Genomic DNA, 19364 nt, shown 5'->3' on the forward strand with positions numbered 1-19364 from the left:
GTCCAGTTTCGACCAGAATACGCAGACTTGCGGATCAAATGAGTTTGATGGCTTTGTGAAGCTAGCTATTGCGGCCGAAAGAGCGGGAAAGATAAGACGCGAACAGTTGAATGAAATGAGAAGGTTTGCCGAACTTCGAAACCTAATGGTGCATGATTGGCAAGTTAATGAGCCAGCTGTCGAACCTAGCGAACGTCTCGTTGAGAGGTTGGAACGTTTGTACGCGTCTTTTACAAATCCTCCAAAAGTTTTCCCTGAATTTAAGATGGTAGTCGGGACATGTACACCCGATGATGAAATTCGAATTCCAATTTCTTTGATGCGTGACGGAAGTTATTCTCAGGTTCCCGTGCTTAATGAGGGAAAAGTAATCGATCTTTTGACTGCAGAGACTGTTACACGCTGGTTGGCTTCAGAAATCCCCAACCAATTGATCGATTTACCTTCGATAAAGGTCCGGGATGTTCTAAAGCATAGAGTTGGAAAGGAAGGCTTTAGGCTGATTTCCAGATCTTTTACTTTACTTGATGTTGCAAATCTTTTTGAAAGTCAAAAAACTTTGGGGCAAGAAATTGACGCATTAATTATCACCGAGTCTGGAAAAGATGGTCAAAATATTCTTGGGCTCGTTACCGTTTACGATATGCCGAGTATTCTTAAATTGTTGGGTGTTGAGTGAGCGTTAATTCAAAAGTTTCTGAAGACTTGATAAATGCTTACAGCAAGGCGATTTACAAGATTTCGTTTGCAAACACAAAATGCGAATTCAAAGTAGGCCAAGTCTCGCTTTGCATGGCTGACATACTCATTCGCAATCAAGCAACATCGGCCACTTTGCTTACGGCCTTTAATCCTCTGAGCGTTGTTCATTCGATGAGGCAGAATCTTAAAAGACATAAGGAGCTGTTAAATTTACTCGTTAATTTGGACGTTAGATTTGTTGATGCCACGGGAGAAGATCCCGCCGGAATTTGGAGTCCAGAGTTGGGTTTCCTTATATTCAATCTGGGTCGTGATAAGTCAGATTCGCTAGCACTTCAGTTCGAGCAGAATGCCTATGTCCTCATCGATGAATCTGGAATGGCTGAGTTACGTCTAGTCTTATAAGTAGAAATCTGTCCTGCCTGACATAGCTTGAGCCATAGATAGTAGCTTCCTCGTGACAGAGCAACTGTAAAGTTTTGCACAGTTCTCACTCGGAAATTTGACAAAAATTCTTTATAAAGTTTACAAAAAGTCAGAAAAAATACATAAAAACAATTATTTATAGATTTTGTAACGATCGCAGGTAATGTTAACCGTTTTGATTGATATAAAATATATAGGCTATATAGCGAATTGTGAATTTTCAAGTACTAGAGATTTATCATTCATCCTCTTCCCAAGCAAATTCTTTTTAGATTTTCGCAAAGTAAATTGAAAGCTTTTTTAATGGCATAACTAGACGACCGGTCTAATTAATGCAATAATGCACCTATGGGTAATGAACTTCCAATCATAAAGTCTGGCGATACGCGTCAGCAAATCCTCGATACAGCCAAGGGCATCATCCTCGGCAAGGGCTTTGCTGCGGTCGGCCTCAACGAGATACTTTCCACTGCAGGCGTGCCCAAGGGCTCGTTCTATCACTATTTCAAGTCAAAGGAGCAGTTTGGCGACGCCTTACTCGCAGACTATTTTGACGACTACCTGCAGATGTTAGAGCGCATGCTTAAAGATGACGGCAGCACTAATTCCAGCCGACTGCTGGGATTTTTCCAGTTCTGGCTGGATACGCAGTCAAGTGATGCCACAACGGATAAATGTCTGGTAGTTAAATTGAGCGCAGAAGTGACGGATCTTTCCGAATCCATGCGTATTACGTTGAAGAATGGCACCGACAGGGTAATAGCGTGCCTCACACATTGCGTGGAACAAGGTATACGCACAGGTGAATTCCCTGCCAACCTCGATGCAAAAACTGTCACGGCAGAGATCTACTATATGTGGATAGGCGCAACGCTTTTGACCAAGGTAGGCCGCACGCGTGCAGCCCTGGAATGCGCCATGAATGCCACGAAAGCGAGACTGGGACTTGCTTGAGGTCGATCTTTTTATTTATCCGAACACTAGCCGACTGGTCTAATAGCTGTAATTTTTAAGGAGTTTTGATGCTGAATTTTGATTTTTACAACCCGACGCGCATCGCTTTCGGCAAGGGCAAGGTCGCCGAAATCGACAAGCTGGTGCCTGCTGAGGCTCGCGTATTGATTGTTTACGGCGGCACTAGCGCCAAGAAGAATGGCACGCTGGATGAAGTCAAAGCTGCCCTGGGCGGGCGTTATGCCGAAGAATTCAGCGGCATCGAGCCTAATCCGACTTATGAAACGCTCATGAAAGCCGTCTCTAAAATCAAGGCCAACAAGCTGGATTACCTACTGGCAGTCGGCGGCGGCTCGGTGATTGATGGCACCAAGTTTGTTGCGGCAGCGGTGTATGCCGAGGGCGACCCGTGGGAGATTTTGCTCCAGCGAGGTGCCAATGTGAAACAGGCCATGCCTTATGGCACTGTGCTGACCTTGCCTGCGACAGGCTCGGAGATGAACGACGGCTCGGTGATTTCACGCACCGAAACCGCATCTGGCTTGCACGACAAGCTCTATTTCACCAGTGAGCATGTGTTTCCACAGTTCTCCGTGCTCGACCCGAGCAAGAGCTACACCCTGCCGCCGCGCCAGTTGGCTAACGGCGTGGTGGATGCCTACACCCACATCATGGAGCAATACCTGACCTACCCGGTGGAAGCGCGGGTGCAGGATCGCTTTGCCGAAGGCTTGCTACAGACCCTTATCGAGGTTGGTCCCAAGGTGCTGGCCAATCCGCAGGATTACGACACTCAGGCCAACTTCATGTGGGTCGCCACCCTGGCCTTGAATGGCTTGATCGGCTCCGGTGTGCCTAGCGATTGGTCGACGCACATGATAGGCCACGAGATTACCGCGCTTCATGGATTGGATCACGCACAGACTCTCGCTATCATCCTGCCGACCATGTTGAGCGTGCGTCGCGAATCCAAGCGCGCCAAGCTGCTGCAATATGCCGAGCGCGTCTGGCATATCAGTGAAGGGTCAGAGGATGCTCGCATCGAAGCGGCTATCCAGAATACCCGCGCTTTTTTCGAGAGCCTCAGCGTGCCTACGCGCTTATCCGCCTACAACATCGGTGCGGATGCCATTCCTGCCCTGCTGGCGCAACTTGAAAGTCATGGCATGGCAAAACTCGGTGAGCATGAGGATGTGACGCTGGATAAGAGCAGGGAAGTGCTGGAAGCCAGCATTTAAATTTTTAATAGGGTGGATAAAGCGCGATATCGCGAATTCAGCACCTTTGTACTTATTTTTTATTAGGAGCAATCATGAGCAAAAAGTTAGCACTGTATGTACGTCTGCACGCCAAGCCAGGTAAGGAAGCAGCACTGGAAGCATTTCTGAAATCCGCACTACCGCTGGTGGAAAACGAGCCGGAAACCGCTACCTGGTACGCACTCAAATTCGGCCCTGCCACCTTTGGCATTTTTGACACCTTTATGGATGAACATGGCCGACAAGCGCATTTGACCGGGAAAATCGCTGAGGCACTGATGGCGAATGCCGCAGATTTGCTGACCGAGATGCCGGTAATCGAAACCGTGTATTTACTGGCAGTCAAAGGCCAGTCTTAAATCTGTTTTGGCTAAGTAGATAGCTCCTCCCCGGGCTATTTCGGACCTACACTGGCACATCACTTTCCTACCTTTTGTGGTGTGCCAGTGTTTTTTCTTAGTGAGCAGAATGTATACCCCTAATCCAAATCAATCGCCGACAGCCAACCGCGGCTGGCAGCGTGTATTCCAACGCGGCAAACTCACGCTGGGCATCATGTTCCCGATCGAGGCCTTCGAGCGCGACCAGCCGACCATGCACAACCAGGTAGCGCTGGCGCAGTTTGCCGAAAAAGCCGGTTTTTCCAGCCTCGGCTTTCGCGATGTGCCGCTGCGCGACCCGAATTTTGGCGATGTCGGCCAGGTATTCGACCCGTGGGCTTATCTCGGTTATATGGCCGCGCAGACCACAGAAATCGCGCTGCTGACGGCATCCATCATTCTGCCATTGCGCCACCCGATACATATCGCCAAAGCCGCCGCCAGCATAGACCAGTTGTCCAATGGCCGCTTGCTGCTTGGCATAGCTACAGGCGATAGGATGGTGGAGTTCCCAGCCTTTAATGTGGATTTTGAGTCGCGAGGGGCGATGTTTCGCGAAGAGGTCGATTTGCTAAAGATATATTGGTCAGAGTTTTACCCGCAAATAAGTAGCAGCTTTGGCCATCTGCAACATGCCGATGTCATTCCCAAGCCGGTAGCTTCGCATGTGCCCTTGTTAGTTACCGGACATAGTCAGCAGGATCTGGGCTGGATCGCGCGCAATGCCGACGGCTGGATGAGCTACCCGCGTAGCATAGAAGCGCAGGCGCAGGTGGTGCAGCGCTGGCGCGACACTGTTGAAGCGGAATTGCCGGGGCAGTATAAACCGTTTACGCAGTCTTATTTTATTGATCTTGCCGATAACCCGAACGAAGCACCAACGCCTATTCATCTGGGTCACCGACTCGGCAGGAATGCGCTGCTGGTACATCTGCGTGCCAGCAAACGTATCGGCGTGGACCACATGATTTTCAACGTCAAATACGGCAAACGTCCGGCCGGTGAGGTGTTGCAGGAGTTGGCTGAATTTGTTTTACCGGAATTTATATGAAGTTGTTGCGCATGCGCCCCGCCTGCCAACTTATCAAAAAAACGCAGGCGAGGACGCCTGCGCTACAAAAATAGGAGCCGCCATGAAAGCCGTTGCATTAACCAAGTATTTACCTATCAGCGATCCTGAATCGCTGATGGATGTCGAATTGCCCATCCCCGTCACTACCGGTCGCGATCTGCTGGTCAAGATCCACGCCATTGCAGTTAACCCGGTAGATACCAAAGTGCGAAAACCCAAGGACAAGATAGAGACCACACCCAAGGTGCTGGGCTGGGATGCCGCTGGTGAAGTCGTCGAAGCCGGGCCAGATTGCACGCTGTTCAAGACTGGCGACAAAGTGTTTTATGCGGGTGACATCACGCGCTCGGGCTGCAATGCCGAATACCAGCTCATGGATGAGCGTATAGTCGGGCACATGCCGCAGAGCTTGAGTTATGAGCAGGCGGCAGCTTTGCCGCTGACCGCAGTGACAGCTTGGGAATCACTGTTCGACCGCCTGGGCATTGCGCTTGATATAGCGCAGAACCGCAATAAAAACCTGCTTATCATAGGCGGTGCGGGCGGCGTGGGTTCGATTGCCATCCAACTCGCGAACAAACTGGCGGGATTGACCGTGGTAGCCACGGCATCGCGGCCTGAGACCGTACGCTGGGTGCAGGAATTGGGCGCACAGTATGTCATCAATCATAAGCATGACCTAGTGACGCAAATGCGCGAAATCGGCATTCCCCAACCAGATTATATTTTCTGCTGCAACGATACCGATGGCTATTTTTCTGTCATGGCCGAGCTCATCAAGCCGCAAGGCAAGATTTGCTCGATTGTCGAAACCGCACAGCCGGTGGACCTTAATCTGCTCAAGAATAAGAGCGCGACCTTCGCATGGGAGCTGATGTTTACACGTTCCATGTTTCAGACCGCCGACATGACAGAACAGCACCTTATCCTCGACCGCATTGCCAAACTGGTGGATGAGGGTGTGCTGAAGACCACGCTCAATGAAACCCTATCACCCATCAATGCTACCAATCTGCGTAAGGCGCACGCTCAGCTCGAAGCAGGTGGCACCATAGGCAAGATCGTGTTGAAAGGCTGGCATTAAATTATAAATAGTATTTTCACACTATTTTTTACATTATCAGGAGATAAAAATGTCACGTGTCGTCAGATTCCACCAAACCGGTGGGCCAGAAGTATTACAGATAGCAGATGAACAAGTCGCCTCACCAGGCAAGGGTGAGGTGCAGATCAAGGTGCATGCCATCGGACTCAATCGTGCCGAAGTCATGTTTCGCAATGGTCAGTATCTGGAAACACCGCAACTGCCAGCGAGGCTCGGCTATGAGGCGGCAGGCATAATCAATGCGGTGGGCGAGGATGTGACTGATTTCAAGATAGGTGATGCGGTCAGCACGGTTCCGGCGTTTTCGCAGAATCAGTATGGCGTGTATGGTGAGTTGGCGAATGTGCCCGCATTTGCCGTGGTCAAGCATCCACCATCACTTTCTTGGCCGGAAGCTTCCGCCATCTGGATGCAATATATGACTGCCTACGGCGCATTGGTGGAGTTTGCCGATACCAAAGTCGGTGAGTTTGTGCTGATTCCGGCGGCATCCAGTAGCGTGGGTGTGGCAGCTATCGAGATTGCTAATCTGCTGGGTGCCATTCCTGTTGCTTTGACGCGCACCAGCAGCAAGCGCGAGGCTTTGCTCAAGGCCGGTGCCAAGCATGTGATTGCGACGGAAGAACAAGACCTGGTGACCGAAGTGAACCGCATTACCAATAATAAAGGTGCACGCGTGGTGTTCGATCCGGTTGGCGGGCCGACCATCAGCAAACTGGCAGAAGCGACAGCCCAAAGCGGCATTATTTTCCAGTATGGCGCGCTAAGTACAGAGCCGACGCCATTGCCGCTGTTCCCCGTGCTCGCCAAGCAATTAACCATACGCGGGTATACCCTATTTGAAATCAGCACTCATCCTGAACGCATGGCACGCGCCAAAGCCTTCATTGTGCAAGGGCTGACTGAAGGCAAGCTGAAACCGCTGGTGGCCAAAACCTTTCCGCTAGCGCAGATTGTCGAAGCACACCGCTATATGGAATCCAACCAGCAGATCGGCAAAATTGTGGTGACAGTTTAGCGCTATTAGCAACTGCATAGGCGCTTTGCAGTCGGTTGGGCAGTCACGTTTGAGTGCCGAAATGAAGCCTCCACGATGAAAGTATACAAACATAGAATCTGGGGGCGTTAATGGTGGATTTTGTTTAGCAAGCTCACCCTAACCCTTTGGCTCTGTTAGCGTTTCGTATTGATGACCTGCAAACCGATAGCAGAACGGATGTAATCTTCAGGTAGTAGACCCTCTTTTTCCCACTTTAATAGCCTTTTCCATGCTAAATAGTGGGGAAGATTCTTAGTCGCTACGCCTTTTAGGTCTCTATTTATGAATTTTTTCAGTTCCGAGTGATAGCTGTTGACACTCTGAACGTGATATGTGGGGCACTTATCAGGCGATTTATAGCTTGCAACCGCCACCTTAATAGGCACTTTCAGATTTGTGGGAATATTCTCAAACGATGTACTGCCATCGCAGCATACGATAGTTTGATTGGGGTCCAAGTGCCTGGCGAGAGCTTGTTCAACTTCGAAGCGGCTCATAGAGGGCATTACTGCATCCAATGTGAGTGGCGTGCCTCTTGCTCGGCCCACCAATACCGCTTGCCAATGCTTGCGTGAACGACCCCTACCAAGCCCCTTGGTGCTTCCATTTGAGCGTGGCTCATCGAGACCACGCTGCCCCTTGTGAGAAATACGGAAATAGGTCTCATCGACTTCGAGAATTCCTTCAATGACTTCAGGCTGGTGAGCAACAACAGACTGGAGGAAGCGATGTCTCCAGCGAAAGGCTGTAGATAGCGCGATGCCTACAATCCGAGCGGTTTCACGCAAAGGCAAACCCGCCGCCATGCACTTCGCATACGCCTGAAATTTGTCTTTTTTATGAAGTCGAGCAATGGGGCTGTGGCTGATTGGGTTTGTGGTGTGTTTGCAGTCCTTGCAAACATAGCGCTGCATACCCCTGGCAGTGCCATTTTTGACCAAATTCACTGAGCCGCAGGCGGTGCAGGCAGATGGTCGTAGCCCCTGAACAATCTCCTGAACCTTATTTCTCCCACTTATTTGAAGCAACCGTTCCTCTACCTGCTCTCTTTGGCTGGGTGTGAGCGTGCTCAAGGAATCAAGTAAGGCAGCAAAAGCATCTGATTTCATAGATGATTGTGGTAGTTGGATACCAAAACTATACCGCTAATCAACACGAATTGCTAACACAGCTAACCCTTTAGCGGGACGCCTGACGGTGCTCATGCATTCAACTGTTGAAGGTCAGTTAAGGGACGATTAGAGTCGGTTATTCTAACAGCTCATATAATTCTAAAGAGAAAGTCAGCTTAATCCTGTCTACTTTTCAGTTTAAGGATATTAGGAGTATTTGAACTGCTATTTTAACTTTATTCCGGGATTGGGTTTTATGAAGGTCGAAAATGGATTCCGCGATGACTTTCTGACTGTATCAGCAATCTTAATTCTACTTTTTATTTATGAGCATATATGACCCATAGTTGAACTTCATATATATTCAAAACAACTCTTAACATTTATACATTTAAATGTTACAATGTATGCAACTTAAATTAAAGAGGCATATATGAACGTATCGTCATTATTCGAAAAAGTCCAATTAGGCGACTTGTTTTTACCCAATCGGATTGTATTACCGCCATTAACTCGCTGCCGTAGCACTCAGCCAGGAAATGTACCTAATGAATTAATGGCAAGTTACTATAAACAACGCTCTACTGCAGGTTTCATGGTTACAGAAGGTACACAGATTGAGGCGCGTGGTCAAGGTTACGCTTGGACACCAGGTATACATTCTGAGGAGCAAATAGAAGGTTGGAAGAAAGTAACGAACGCTGTACACGAAAGTGGTGGAGTTATTTTTTGCCAACTTTGGCATGTTGGCCGAGTATCACATTGCAAGTTACAACCAAACGGAGATGCACCAGTTGCACCTTCAGCCATTCAGGCGAAGTCTGTAAAGGTGTTCATTGAGACAGGTCTAGGTGAGGGTTCTTTGGTTGAACCAAGCATGCCTCGTGAACTGACAACAGAAGAAGTTAAAGAATTAGTTAACTTATATCGTCAAGCTGCTAAAAACGCAAAGTTGGCTGGATTTGATGGCGTTGAACTTCACTCAGCTAACGGTTATCTGCTAAATCAATTCATATCTGAGCATACGAATCACAGAACTGATGAATATGGTGGCTCGCTACCCAATAGACTACGCTTTTTAAAAGAGGTAACTGAAGCTGTAATCGAAGTGTTTGGGCGCAATCGAGTAGGTGTACGATTCGCTCCACTGTTTGCTACCACTACAGAAGACCGAGTTTACCTTGGCCTAGTAGAAAGCAATCCTCATGAAACCTACATTTGTGCTGCTAAAATGTTGAATGACCTTGGGATCGCTTATTTATCAATCGCAGAGGCGGATTGGGACAACAGCCCAGACTTGCCTGAAACATTTAGAAGTGAATTACGTAAAACATTTGAGCGTGCGATAATCTATGCGGGTCGTTATAGCGTACAAAAGGCACTAACAGTAAATTCAAAAGGCTACGGTGATTTATATGCATTTGGTAGAGCATTCATCGCAAACCCAGACTTACCGTATCGAATTCAAAAAGGATTATCGTTGAATCAGGTCCAAAATGATACCCTTTTCGGTGGTGGCGAAGCAGGGTACATTGATTATCCATTCAGCACACAATTATCAACTTAAATGGTGGGCTTTCCCACTGGCAATAAGGTGAGAGTAAGATGGATTTAAATGAAGCATTAAAAATGCTAGCTAACCCGACAAGACGTACAATATTGGTTTGGTTAGCTAATCCTAATGAGGCGTTTAAGGACTACACACAACTTTACCCATACGAGATGTATGGGGTGTGTGCAAGCTTGATTCAGGACAAGGTAGGGCTATCGCAACCTGCCACATCATTATGTTTGAAAGCGTTGCAAGATGCGAACTTGGTCGAATCAACTAAGGTTGGTAAATGGACATACTACAAACGTAACTCGACGGTGGTAGAGCAAGTTTTAGCTACCTTACGTGAAGTATTAAGTGAATAGTGAGGTTGTTATGTCTAGCGGAACTCTAATCAATCAAATAGACCAGATTAGCTCGAATTGGAATGACTGCTATGGGCCGGAAGCAGTCAAAAATTGAATGTAAAATGTAAAGTTACTAACTTTACAAATAATTTTGCAAACTCTATTTTTATATCAAATGGTAGTTAATATTTAGGGTGCAACTTTACTAAATTTAATTAATTTAAATTTTTAACTAATTAAAACAAGTGGTTACTGCTATTTAATTGGCGTTTATAAGAACTACCGTTTTGATTGGGATAAAAGCATTATTGCCGCAACCCTGAGAGCCTGTGTGCCTGTGATGGCCACAGGCTTTTTTTATCGACCTGCTTGTCCTTCCCGAAAAGCGTCAGTATGCTGATCGCAATGAGCAGTCGTGCAAGGGGTTGTATGAAGTATCAGTTTGGTTTGCTGGGTATTTTTTTGGCAGCTTTCGCGACTATGTCGCGCGCTGAAACCCAATTGCCTCCGGGGCACCCGTTGGTGGGCTTGTGGCGAATCAATCTGCCTGAACAAGCCTGTTCCGAAATTTATGACATTCGTACCGATGGAACCACTCAAATTCTCAGCGGTGGCCAGGTGGTACAAACTCGGTACGACATTAGCTTGCGGCCTGATTCACAGGGGTTTTACAAGTGGGTCGACACAGTGGTGCAGGTGAATGACCAACCTGATTGCATGGGTCACAAAGTGCCCAATGGCAATGTGGCCACCAACTACATCGTGATGCACGCAACAGGCTCAAAATTCATGATGTGTCAAAAGGTCGAGCTTGAAACCTGTTTTGGACCTTTTTTGAAAGAGGCTGGTATTTAATCGCAGTGCGCGGGGTGTCTGCTTGGTGCACAATCAAGTGCATTGACTGTTTTTACCCAGGAAACTCCCATGCCCCATATCACCTTGCTGGCTCAGCAAACCAAAGCAGTTCAGGTTCGCAATATTTTTTGCATTGGTCGAAATTACGCTGCGCACATTGCCGAGCTGGGCAATCGACCCGAGGAAGATCCTGTGGTGTTTATCAAGCCCACATCAGCCTTGCACCCGCCGGGAACACCGATTGTGTTGCCTGCACACTCAAGTGATGTGCATTACGAGGCCGAACTGGTTTTACTAGTGGGGCAGGGTGGAAAAAACATTGCTGAAGACAAAGCATTGAAACACATCGCCGGTTATGGCCTTGGCCTTGATCTGACCGCACGCGACTTGCAAACCAAAGCCAAGCAGGGTGGCTTGCCCTGGGCGGTGGCCAAGGGTTTTGACTGTTCGGCCACAGTGACACAGTTTGTGCCCGCTGAACACATTGAGCACCCACACAATATTGAGTTTCAAATGCATTTGAACGGACAAATTCGGCAGCACGGCGATGTCCGAAAAATGCTGTTTCCCATTCCGTTTATCGTGCGTTATTTGAGTCAGCTGTTTACCTTGCAGGAGGGTGATCTGGTTTTCACAGGAACTCCCGAGGGCGTAGGGCCTCTAAAAGGCGGCGATCAAGTGCGTTTGATTCTTCCCGGCCTGATCGATACTGAATTCAAAGTGAGTTGATTCAATGAAAAAATTTCGAATGAAACATGGCCTTGCGGTATTGCTGTTGGCCTCTTCCAGCCTGATGGCAGCTTGCAGCGAAAAACCGGCAGAGGCTGTTCAGCAGGGCGATAACTTTGTCGAGGTCTGGAAAACGCCCACCTGTGGTTGTTGCTCGGAATGGGTCGAGCACCTGGAGTCGAACGGCTTCACAGTGAAGGTGAACGATGTTCAGAATACCGATTCATTCCGCGCCGCTTTGGGAATGCCTCAGCAATATGGCAGTTGTCACAGTGCCAAGGTGGCTGGCTATGCAGTTGAAGGACACGTGCCCGCTGAAGACATCAAGAAATTGATTGCGGAGAAACCAGATGCGGTGGGCTTGTCTGTGCCTGCCATGCCCATGGGTTCCCCGGGCATGGAGCACCCTGACTTTCCCCACAAGCGTGCTGAATACGATGTGTTGCTGATCGGGTCTAATGGTCAGGTAAACTCATTCACCAAATACGAAGCCATTCAATAATTTATTGACTGAAGCAGGTCTTCAGCAATGTATACATGACATCTCTGCCACTGATCAGTCTTATTCTTTTGCCTTTCGCTGCAAGTTTGATTGCCGCAATTTTGCCTGCGAATGCCCGAAATGCGGAATCTACGCTGGCTGGCGCGGTGGCCCTGTTGTGTGCACTGCAGGTTGCAAGTCTGTACCCGGAGGTGGCCACTGGCGAGGTATTGCGCGAGGAATACTCCTGGATACCTTCTCTGGGGCTCAGCTTTGTGGTGCGAATGGATGGTTTTGCGTGGATGTTTTCCATGCTGGTGCTTGGGATCGGGGCCCTGGTCGTGCTTTACGCACGCTACTACATGTCCCCTTCCGATCCTGTTCCCCGGTTTTTTTCATTCCTCCTGGCTTTCATGGGGGCCATGAGTGGTGTGGTGTTGTCAGGGAATCTGATTCAACTGGCTGTGTTTTGGGAATTGACCAGTCTGTTTTCTTTTCTGTTGATCGGTTACTGGTACCACCGCAAAGATGCACGGCGTGGTGCCCGCATGGCGCTTACCGTGACCGGGGCAGGTGGGTTGTGTCTGTTCGCAGGCTTGTTGATCCTGGGGCACATCGCGGGCAGTTACGATCTTGATGTGGTTTTGGCCGCCAAAGACGCAGTACAGGCGCACCCACTTTATACGCCCATGCTGGTTTTGGTGTTGCTTGGTGCTTTCACCAAAAGTGCACAGTTTCCTTTCCATTTTTGGTTGCCCCATGCCATGGCCGCACCCACACCCGTGTCGGCTTACCTGCATTCCGCCACCATGGTGAAGGCGGGGGTTTTCCTTCTGGCGCGTTTCTGGCCTGTGTTGGCTGGTACGGATGAATGGTTTTGGATGGTGACTTGTGCTGGCCTGGCCACGCTGTTGATCGGTGGCTTCGCAGCCATTTTCCAGACGGACTTGAAGGGGCTGCTTGCCTATTCCACGATTTCCCACCTTGGGTTGATCATGACCCTGTTGGGTATGAACAGTCGCCTTGCCGCGGTGGCGGCTGTGTTTCACATCATTAACCACGCCACGTTCAAGGCTTCATTGTTCATGGCGGTGGGAATTATTGACCACGAAACGGGTACGCGAGACATTCGACGATTGAGCGGTCTGCGGCATGCCATGCCAATCACGGCGACCCTGACCATGGTGGCTGCTGCTGCCATGGCGGGTGTTCCGTTGTTGAACGGATTCATTTCCAAGGAAATGTTTTTCACAGAGGCAGTTTTCGTGAGTACAGTGCCTTGGTTTTCAACGGCGCTGCCCTTCATTGCGACCCTGGCCGGGGTTTTCAGCGTGGTGTATTCATTGCGCTTTACTGTGGACGTGTTTTTTGGGCCAAACCAATGTAGCGCTTTGCCCAAGCCCGCGCATGAACCTCCGCACTGGATGCGTGTGCCTGTGGAGTTGCTGGTGCTGATCTGCCTGGCTGTAGGTGTGTTGCCACAGCTGGTTATTCAGGCTGTTCTGGTCACGGCAGCTACGCCAGTGGTTGCAGGCAATCTCCCGCAATTCGATTTGGCGCTTTGGCATGGTTTCAACTTGCCCTTGGTCATGAGCTTTGTGGCCTTGTTTGGTGGCATCGGGTTGTATTGGTGGATGCGTCGTGGAATGAATGTCAGTGGCGTAAAGGCTGCGCCAGTGATTGGAATTTTCAGCGGAAAAAAGCTGTTCAGAAGTGTGCTGGCCCTGTTTGTGGTTGGTGCGCGTGCAGGTATGCGATTTGTCAGCACGCGGCGCCTACAGCCTCAATTGTTGCTGGTGATGCTGGTGACTGTTTTGGCGGCCGCTTCTCCCCTCTACGGACTACCACTTGCCGACTGGCTTGATGCGTCAACCCGGGAAAAGCTACCTTTTTCACCCATGTTTGCTTTGTTGTGGGTGGTAGGTTGTTTTGCAGCGGTCGCTTCTGTTTGGCAGGCCAAGTATCACCGACTGACTTCGTTGGTCCTGATGAGTGTGGCGGGTTTAACAACCGTGATCACCTTCGCATGGTTCTCGGCCCCAGACCTTGCATTGACCCAGCTTTCGGTTGAGGCAGTGACCACAGTGTTGATTCTTCTGGGGCTGCGTTGGCTACCCAATCGCCGAGAGGAAATCAAGGGACAAGAACCATTCTTCGTGAAGGCCAAAGCGAAAGCCCGACGCTCCAGAGACCTGATTTTAGCTTCGACTGCCGGTCTTGGATTGGCGCTGTTGTCTTATGCTGCGATGAGTCGGAGTTTCCCCCAGAGTATTTCACCGTTCTTTCTTGAGAGGGCTCTCCCGGAGGGGGGCGGTACGAATGTGGTGAACGTGATGTTGGTGGATTTTCGCGGCTTTGACACCTTGGCTGAAATTACAGTGTTGGGCGTGGTCGCATTGACCGTGTATGCCTTGCTTCGCCGTTTCCGGCCTGCGGCAGAAAGCATTGATATTCCGCTTCAGCAGCGCGCAATTCCAGTGGACATCGCCACGGATCTGATTTCAAGCGATCAAGACATCGACACCGCGAAGGGATACCTTCTGGTGCCCGCGGTGCTGGTACGGGCCGTGTTGCCGATTGCTGCGGTAATTGCTGTGTACCTGTTCATGCGCGGTCACAATGAGCCCGGTGGTGGTTTTGTGGCCGGGTTGGTGTTGTCCACGGCGTTTATTCTTCAATACATTGTTTCGGGCACGCGTTGGGTAGAAACCCACATGCCCTTGCGTCCACCGATCTGGATTGCCAGTGGTTTGTTGATCGCGACGGCGACCGGGGCGGGCGCCTTGTTGCTGGGCTATCCCTTCCTGACTACACACACTGCGCATTTGTATTTACCTTGGATTGGCGAGCTTCATGTGGCCAGTGCCTTGTTCTTTGACATCGGTGTTTTCACATTGGTGGTTGGGTCCACTTTGCTGATTTTGACGGCCTTGGGGCATCAATCATTGCGGGGGCACCGCCGCGCCGTTGTTCATGAAGACCACAAAGGAGAGGGTTGATGGAACTGGTGCTTTCGATCGCAATTGGCGTTTTGACAGCTTGTGGCGTTTGGTTGGTGCTGCGTCCGCGCACCTACCAGGTCATTATCGGGTTCTGCCTGTTGGGCTATGGCGTCAATCTGTTTATTTTCAGCATGGGGCGCCTGGCCGTGGACAGCGAGCCTATTCTGGTTCCGGAACTGGCTGCCAATTTAATGAACTACACCGATCCCATGCCCCAAGCTTTGGTGCTGACGGCAATTGTGATTGGCTTTGCCATGACTGCACTCTTTCTGGTGGTGTTGTTGGCTCAACGAGGCTTTTTTGGCAACGACCATGTGGACGGCAAAGGGGATGCTGAATGATGTGGCTTGTTGAGGGTTTGATGCCTCATTTGATCATTGCCCCCATTCTGTTTCCGCTCATCATGGCCTGCCTCATGTTGCTGGCTGGCGAGCGTCGCTACCGCTTAAAGATTTCCCTTGGCCTCTTTGCAGGATTGGTGAACCTGGCAATTGCCTTGTCATTGCTGATTTGGGTCAAAGAATCCCCGGTGGTTGGGTCAATCGGTGTTTATTTGCCAGGCAATTGGGACATACCTTTTGGGATAGTGCTGGTCCTTGATCAATTGTCGGCGCTCATGTTGGTGTTGGCCGCATTGGTGGGTTTTGCGGCTTATGTGTTTTCAATGGCGAGGTGGCACAAGGCGGGTTCACACTTTCACCCCTTGTTTCTGGTTCAGCTGATGGGCATTAACGGGGCCTTCCTGACTGGGGACCTGTTTAATCTGTTCGTGTTTTTTGAAGTGATGCTGGCAGCATCGTATGGTCTGCTTTTGCACGGTTCAGGCCGTTTGCGCGTGCGCTCGGGCCTGCACTACATCGCGATTAACCTGACTGCTTCATCGTTGTTTCTGGTGGGTGCTGCCATGATTTATGGCATTACAGGAACTTTGAATATGGCTGATCTTGCCGCCAGGATTCCTCAGATCGCTGATGCCGATCGCGCGCTTTTCCACTCAGGTTGCGCCGTGTTGGGCATCGCTTTTTTAGCCAAGGCAGCAATGTGGCCACTGAACTTTTGGTTGGTGCCCGCTTATTCGTCGGCCAGTGCGCCTGCCGCAGCGGTGTTTGCCCTGCTGACGAAGGTGGGGGTGTACGTGTTGTTGCGCTTGAGCACCTTGCTGTTTTCAGACCAGGCTCAAGGCTCGGCAGGTTTTGGTAGCGACTGGTTGGTGTGGGGCGGGTTGTTGACCATGGCCTGTGGTTCATTGGGTGTGCTCACAGCGACCAGCCCAGCCAGGGCGGCCGCGTTCTCGATCACTGTTTCATCGGGGATTTTGATCTGTGTAGTGGGTTTCGGGGTTCCAGAGGTCACAGCCAGTGCGCTGTATTACCTGTTGGGCTCCACGTTTGCCGTTTCAGCATTGTTCCTGCTGACTGAACTGATGGATAGGGTTCGGGACATGGAAGCTGCGCAGCGCCGGCAAGACGAGGAGGAAGACGTCAATTTGCCGTTTGGTTATGCCGAGTCCAGATTCAGGGCCGATTCCATGGCGCATGCCAATCTGGATGACAACGAAGAGTTTTTGATTGGCAAGCCGACACCGGGATCAATCGCATTGCTGGGTTTGACTTACATCGTTTGCACGCTGCTGGTTGCCGGTTTGCCGCCACTATCCGGTTTTCTGGGCAAGTTTGCCGTGGTGTCTGCCATGTTGCCGATTGCAGACACTGATTTCACAACCACACCCGGCATGTGGGCATTGATGGTGTTGCTGTTCGTGTCAGGTTTGTTTGCTTTGGTTGCCCTGACCAGGATAGGTATACGCTTTTTCTGGATGACCAGTGGCAGGCCAGCGCCGCTGTTGCGCTCGATCGAATATTTGCCGATTGCACTGCTGATTGTATTTTCTGTGTTGTTGACTGTGCGCGCGGAAGTGGTCATGAAGTTTGCCAAGCAAGCTTCTGAGACATTGCATTCGCCTCAGCGATACATGGATGCGGTGTTGTCAGCCAAGCCGACATGGGCGCCTACGAATGCCTATCGTCTTGAAAAGGAGACGCCATGATTCGCAGGTTGTTCCCCGATCCACTCATGACTTTGGGGTTAATTGCCCTTTGGCTTGTTTTGAATCGATCCTACGGATTTGGTCACCTGCTTTTTGCAGTGATTCTAGGCGTAGGTATCCCTTTGCTGGTGAAGCCCTTGAGGCCGGCGCCCGTGTTTTTCAAGAAACCACTGTTGGCGTTTGCTTTGTTCTGGCGTGTGGGGTTTGATGTTGTGGTTTGGAACTGGCGTGTGCTGCTGGGTACGCTGGCGGTTGGAGACAGGGTACCAAAAGGTGGTTTTGTGGTGGTGCCACTTGAATTAAGAGATCCAAACGGTTTGGCTGTGCTGGCCGCCATTTTGTGTGTGATCCCGGGAACTGTATGGTCTGAGCTTGCGTTGGACCGCAGCCAGCTGCTTGTGCACGTGTTCGACATGAAAAATGCCGAGGAAGAAATTGAAACCATCAAAACAAGATACGAGAAACCCCTGATGGAGATTTTTCAATGAGCACGTTCCTGTTTGCGGCCATCGTCATTACCTTGAGCTGCTATGCCGTTGCCATGGGCCTTACCCTGTACCGCATGCTGAAGGGGCCACGTGCTCAAGACCGTGTGTTGGCAATGGACTTGATGTACACCATCGGCATGTTGATGCTCATGGTGCTGGCTATTCGTTACCAGAGCGAAATGTATTTTGAAGCCGCTTTGCTGATTGCGTTGTTCGGTTTTGTGAGCTCGGCAGCCATGGCGAAGTTCCTGCTACGGGGGGAGGTAATCGAATGATGGCAGCCGCACCCTTCTGGGTTGAAGTTCTTGTTGGGGTTTTGTTGATTGTTTCCGGGGTGTTTACTTTGTCTTCGGCGGTGGGCATTGTTCGTTTCAATAGCTTCTTTCAGCGCATGCACCCGACCGCACTGGCCTACAGTTTCTCTGCCTGGATTGTCACCTTGGCCAGTATTGTTTACTTTTCGGCGGTTGAAACTTCCGTGACAGTTCACCCGTGGTTGATCATCGTTTTCTTATCGATCACCGTACCGGTGACCACAATTTTTCTGGCCAGAACTAATTTGTTCCGAAACAGGATTTCGAAAGAACCCGAAACTGAGGTACCGCCGCCGCTGAGTGAAGTGGCGTCCCCGATGCCCAAGAAAAAGCCGGCTCACCTGGATTAATTGCTCGCGCCCAGCGAGTCTTGTCGAATCTCGCTGGGGCTTTTGCCGAACCAGCGCTTGCAGGCCCGGCTGAAGGCTGAGGCATCCGAGAATCCCAGGTCGAGTGCAATTGCGGTGAGTGAATCCTGACTTTGCTTGAGGCGACGCGTGGCCTCGCTTTGCCTGATTTCGTCAACAATACTGGCAAGGTTAGTGCCTTCGTCGGCCAGCTTGCGCTGCAAGTTGCGGCTGCTCATGTGCATGAATGCAGCAGCTTGCTCAATGCTGGGTGCGCCTTTGTCCAGTTGACCCAGTGCCCACTGGCGAATGGCTTTGCTGGCGCTGTGGGCGGGTTTCAAGCGTTCAATTGCCGCCTGGCTGGCCTGGTCAAGGTGTTCCGCAATCAAGGGGTTTGCGCCTTTCAGGCGGGCTTGCACGGTGGGCAATGCATACACGATACGCATGGTGGCGCAGCCAAATTTCAGCGGTGCGGCAAAGCTTTTCTCAAAAAATTCCAGATTGCAGGCTTGTGGTGTGGGGCGGCTTAATTCAACCCGCAATGGCACCAAGCCAGATTCTCCCAAGCCTTTGCCGGCATTGGCCAGCAAACAGAGAAAACCATCGGTGGATTGGTGAGCGGGTTGCGCACCCTCTCGCAGTTTAAGTTCGACGATGAATTCTGACTCGGTACTTTGAAGCTCGATTGTGCTGGCGTCGGTGACCAAATCAGCAAACCTTCGCATACGGCCAAAAGCCTGCTCCAGAGTCTCGCTGGCCATGACGCTAAGTCCCACCGCGTGAAAGGTTGCGGGTGTGATGTGCCGAATGGCTTTGATGCCCAAAGTTTCATCGCCAGTGGCAGCCACTGCTTTTTGCCACAGCAGGGTTGTTTGGGGTACGGGGTAGCGCGCTTCCGGAGACTCCAGCAAGGCAAAGTCCAGCCCTGCTTCCTCAAACAAAGGTGCTGGCTCACAGCCTTGTTGTTCCAGTTCGCGCGCCAATCCGCGCATCCAGCTGGCCAGCGCGGTGGGTGTATTTGGGTTCGAATTGGACGCTTTGTTGTTCATTGCTTCTTGATTTTGGCGCCGAAGGTCATGGGCTTGTCGTTTCGGAACAAGCTTTACTAGTTAAACCCAAGCATACTTCAATCACCAAAAGCCAAAACATAAAG

General features: G+C 50.4%; 21 protein-coding genes. 19 read left to right on the forward strand and 2 right to left on the reverse strand.

The window, feature by feature from the left end:
• The 8 genes from B4N58_RS01010 to B4N58_RS01045 all read left to right on the forward strand — a co-directional run.
• Positions 1 to 679 (forward strand): CBS domain-containing protein (locus B4N58_RS01010; RefSeq protein ID WP_291745033.1); only part of this gene is annotated, 679 nt, incomplete at its 5' end.
• Complete coding sequence (locus B4N58_RS01015) at positions 676 to 1107, forward strand: DUF3293 domain-containing protein (protein WP_291745035.1); 432 nt, start codon at positions 676 to 678, stop codon at positions 1105 to 1107. The genes B4N58_RS01010 and B4N58_RS01015, both read left to right, overlap by 4 nt.
• A 369-nt stretch (positions 1108 to 1476) precedes the next feature.
• Positions 1477 to 2082, forward strand: a complete 606-nt coding sequence (locus B4N58_RS01020) for a TetR/AcrR family transcriptional regulator (protein WP_138517601.1) — start codon at positions 1477 to 1479, stop codon at positions 2080 to 2082.
• Positions 2083 to 2150: 68 nt separating this feature from the next.
• Positions 2151 to 3320 carry an iron-containing alcohol dehydrogenase gene (locus tag B4N58_RS01025; RefSeq protein WP_291745037.1) on the forward strand — a complete coding sequence of 390 codons (1170 nt, stop codon included), beginning with the start codon at positions 2151 to 2153 and terminating at the stop codon, positions 3318 to 3320.
• Between the two features lie 74 nt (positions 3321 to 3394).
• A complete protein-coding gene (locus B4N58_RS01030) occupies positions 3395 to 3700 on the forward strand; it encodes a putative quinol monooxygenase (protein WP_291745039.1) in 306 nt (101 codons plus the stop codon).
• A 109-nt stretch (positions 3701 to 3809) separates the two neighbouring features.
• Positions 3810 to 4772 (forward strand): LLM class oxidoreductase, encoded by a 963-nt coding sequence (locus B4N58_RS01035; protein ID WP_159569251.1) that lies wholly within the window; start codon positions 3810 to 3812, stop codon positions 4770 to 4772.
• An 82-nt stretch (positions 4773 to 4854) separates the two neighbouring features.
• Positions 4855 to 5877 (forward strand): zinc-binding alcohol dehydrogenase family protein, encoded by a 1023-nt coding sequence (locus tag B4N58_RS01040; protein WP_138517597.1) that lies wholly within the window; start codon positions 4855 to 4857, stop codon positions 5875 to 5877.
• A gap of 49 nt (positions 5878 to 5926) precedes the next feature.
• A complete protein-coding gene (locus B4N58_RS01045; protein ID WP_138517596.1) occupies positions 5927 to 6916 on the forward strand; it encodes a zinc-dependent alcohol dehydrogenase family protein in 990 nt (329 codons plus the stop codon).
• A 155-nt stretch (positions 6917 to 7071) separates the two neighbouring features.
• On the opposite strand, the gene B4N58_RS01050 is transcribed toward B4N58_RS01045, so the two are convergent.
• Complete coding sequence (locus B4N58_RS01050) at positions 7072 to 8046, reverse strand: IS1595 family transposase (RefSeq protein WP_291745043.1); 975 nt, start codon at positions 8044 to 8046, stop codon at positions 7072 to 7074.
• 436 nt (positions 8047 to 8482) lie between these two features.
• Here B4N58_RS01050 and B4N58_RS01055 point away from each other — a divergent pair, with 436 nt between their 5' ends.
• The 11 genes from B4N58_RS01055 (at position 8483) to B4N58_RS01105 (ending at position 18214) form a co-directional block, all read left to right on the forward strand.
• The gene (locus tag B4N58_RS01055) at positions 8483 to 9616 is read left to right on the forward strand and encodes an alkene reductase (RefSeq protein WP_291745045.1); all 1134 of its coding nucleotides are present in this window, start codon (positions 8483 to 8485) and stop codon (positions 9614 to 9616) included.
• A gap of 38 nt (positions 9617 to 9654) precedes the next feature.
• A complete protein-coding gene (locus tag B4N58_RS01060; RefSeq protein WP_291745046.1) occupies positions 9655 to 9966 on the forward strand; it encodes an ArsR/SmtB family transcription factor in 312 nt (103 codons plus the stop codon).
• Between the two features lie 387 nt (positions 9967 to 10353).
• Positions 10354 to 10803 carry a hypothetical protein gene (locus tag B4N58_RS01065; RefSeq protein WP_291745048.1) on the forward strand — a complete coding sequence of 150 codons (450 nt, stop codon included), beginning with the start codon at positions 10354 to 10356 and terminating at the stop codon, positions 10801 to 10803.
• A 69-nt stretch (positions 10804 to 10872) separates the two neighbouring features.
• On the forward strand, positions 10873 to 11532 hold the full coding sequence (locus tag B4N58_RS01070; RefSeq protein ID WP_291745049.1) for a fumarylacetoacetate hydrolase family protein: 660 nt from the start codon (positions 10873 to 10875) through the stop codon (positions 11530 to 11532).
• A gap of 4 nt (positions 11533 to 11536) precedes the next feature.
• Positions 11537 to 12034, forward strand: a complete 498-nt coding sequence (locus B4N58_RS01075) for a DUF411 domain-containing protein (RefSeq protein ID WP_291745051.1) — start codon at positions 11537 to 11539, stop codon at positions 12032 to 12034.
• Between the two features lie 44 nt (positions 12035 to 12078).
• Positions 12079 to 15012: a monovalent cation/H+ antiporter subunit A gene (locus B4N58_RS01080; RefSeq protein WP_291745198.1), complete on the forward strand. Its 2934-nt coding sequence runs from the start codon at positions 12079 to 12081 to the stop codon at positions 15010 to 15012.
• The gene (locus B4N58_RS01085) at positions 15012 to 15356 is read left to right on the forward strand and encodes a Na+/H+ antiporter subunit C (protein WP_291745053.1); all 345 of its coding nucleotides are present in this window, start codon (positions 15012 to 15014) and stop codon (positions 15354 to 15356) included. Before B4N58_RS01080 ends, B4N58_RS01085 begins: the two co-directional genes overlap by 1 nt.
• Positions 15353 to 17062: a monovalent cation/H+ antiporter subunit D gene (locus B4N58_RS01090; protein ID WP_291745054.1), complete on the forward strand. Its 1710-nt coding sequence runs from the start codon at positions 15353 to 15355 to the stop codon at positions 17060 to 17062. Before B4N58_RS01085 ends, B4N58_RS01090 begins: the two co-directional genes overlap by 4 nt.
• On the forward strand, positions 17059 to 17550 hold the full coding sequence (locus B4N58_RS01095; protein ID WP_291745056.1) for a Na+/H+ antiporter subunit E: 492 nt from the start codon (positions 17059 to 17061) through the stop codon (positions 17548 to 17550). Before B4N58_RS01090 ends, B4N58_RS01095 begins: the two co-directional genes overlap by 4 nt.
• Positions 17547 to 17825, forward strand: coding sequence for a K+/H+ antiporter subunit F (locus B4N58_RS01100; RefSeq protein WP_291745058.1), 279 nt, complete (start codon positions 17547 to 17549; stop codon positions 17823 to 17825). The genes B4N58_RS01095 and B4N58_RS01100 overlap by 4 nt, the downstream gene beginning before the upstream one ends.
• Positions 17822 to 18214 carry a Na+/H+ antiporter subunit G gene (locus B4N58_RS01105; protein ID WP_291745060.1) on the forward strand — a complete coding sequence of 131 codons (393 nt, stop codon included), beginning with the start codon at positions 17822 to 17824 and terminating at the stop codon, positions 18212 to 18214. Before B4N58_RS01100 ends, B4N58_RS01105 begins: the two co-directional genes overlap by 4 nt.
• Here the strand turns inward: B4N58_RS01105 and B4N58_RS01110 are convergent.
• Positions 18211 to 19260 carry an AraC family transcriptional regulator gene (locus B4N58_RS01110; RefSeq protein ID WP_291745062.1) on the reverse strand — a complete coding sequence of 350 codons (1050 nt, stop codon included), beginning with the start codon at positions 19258 to 19260 and terminating at the stop codon, positions 18211 to 18213. The genes B4N58_RS01105 and B4N58_RS01110 overlap by 4 nt on opposite strands.
• Positions 19261 to 19364 lie beyond the last annotated feature (104 nt).

The organism is Limnobacter sp. UBA3528 (genome assembly GCF_002377005.1).
GTDB lineage: Bacteria > Pseudomonadota > Gammaproteobacteria > Burkholderiales > Burkholderiaceae_B > Limnobacter.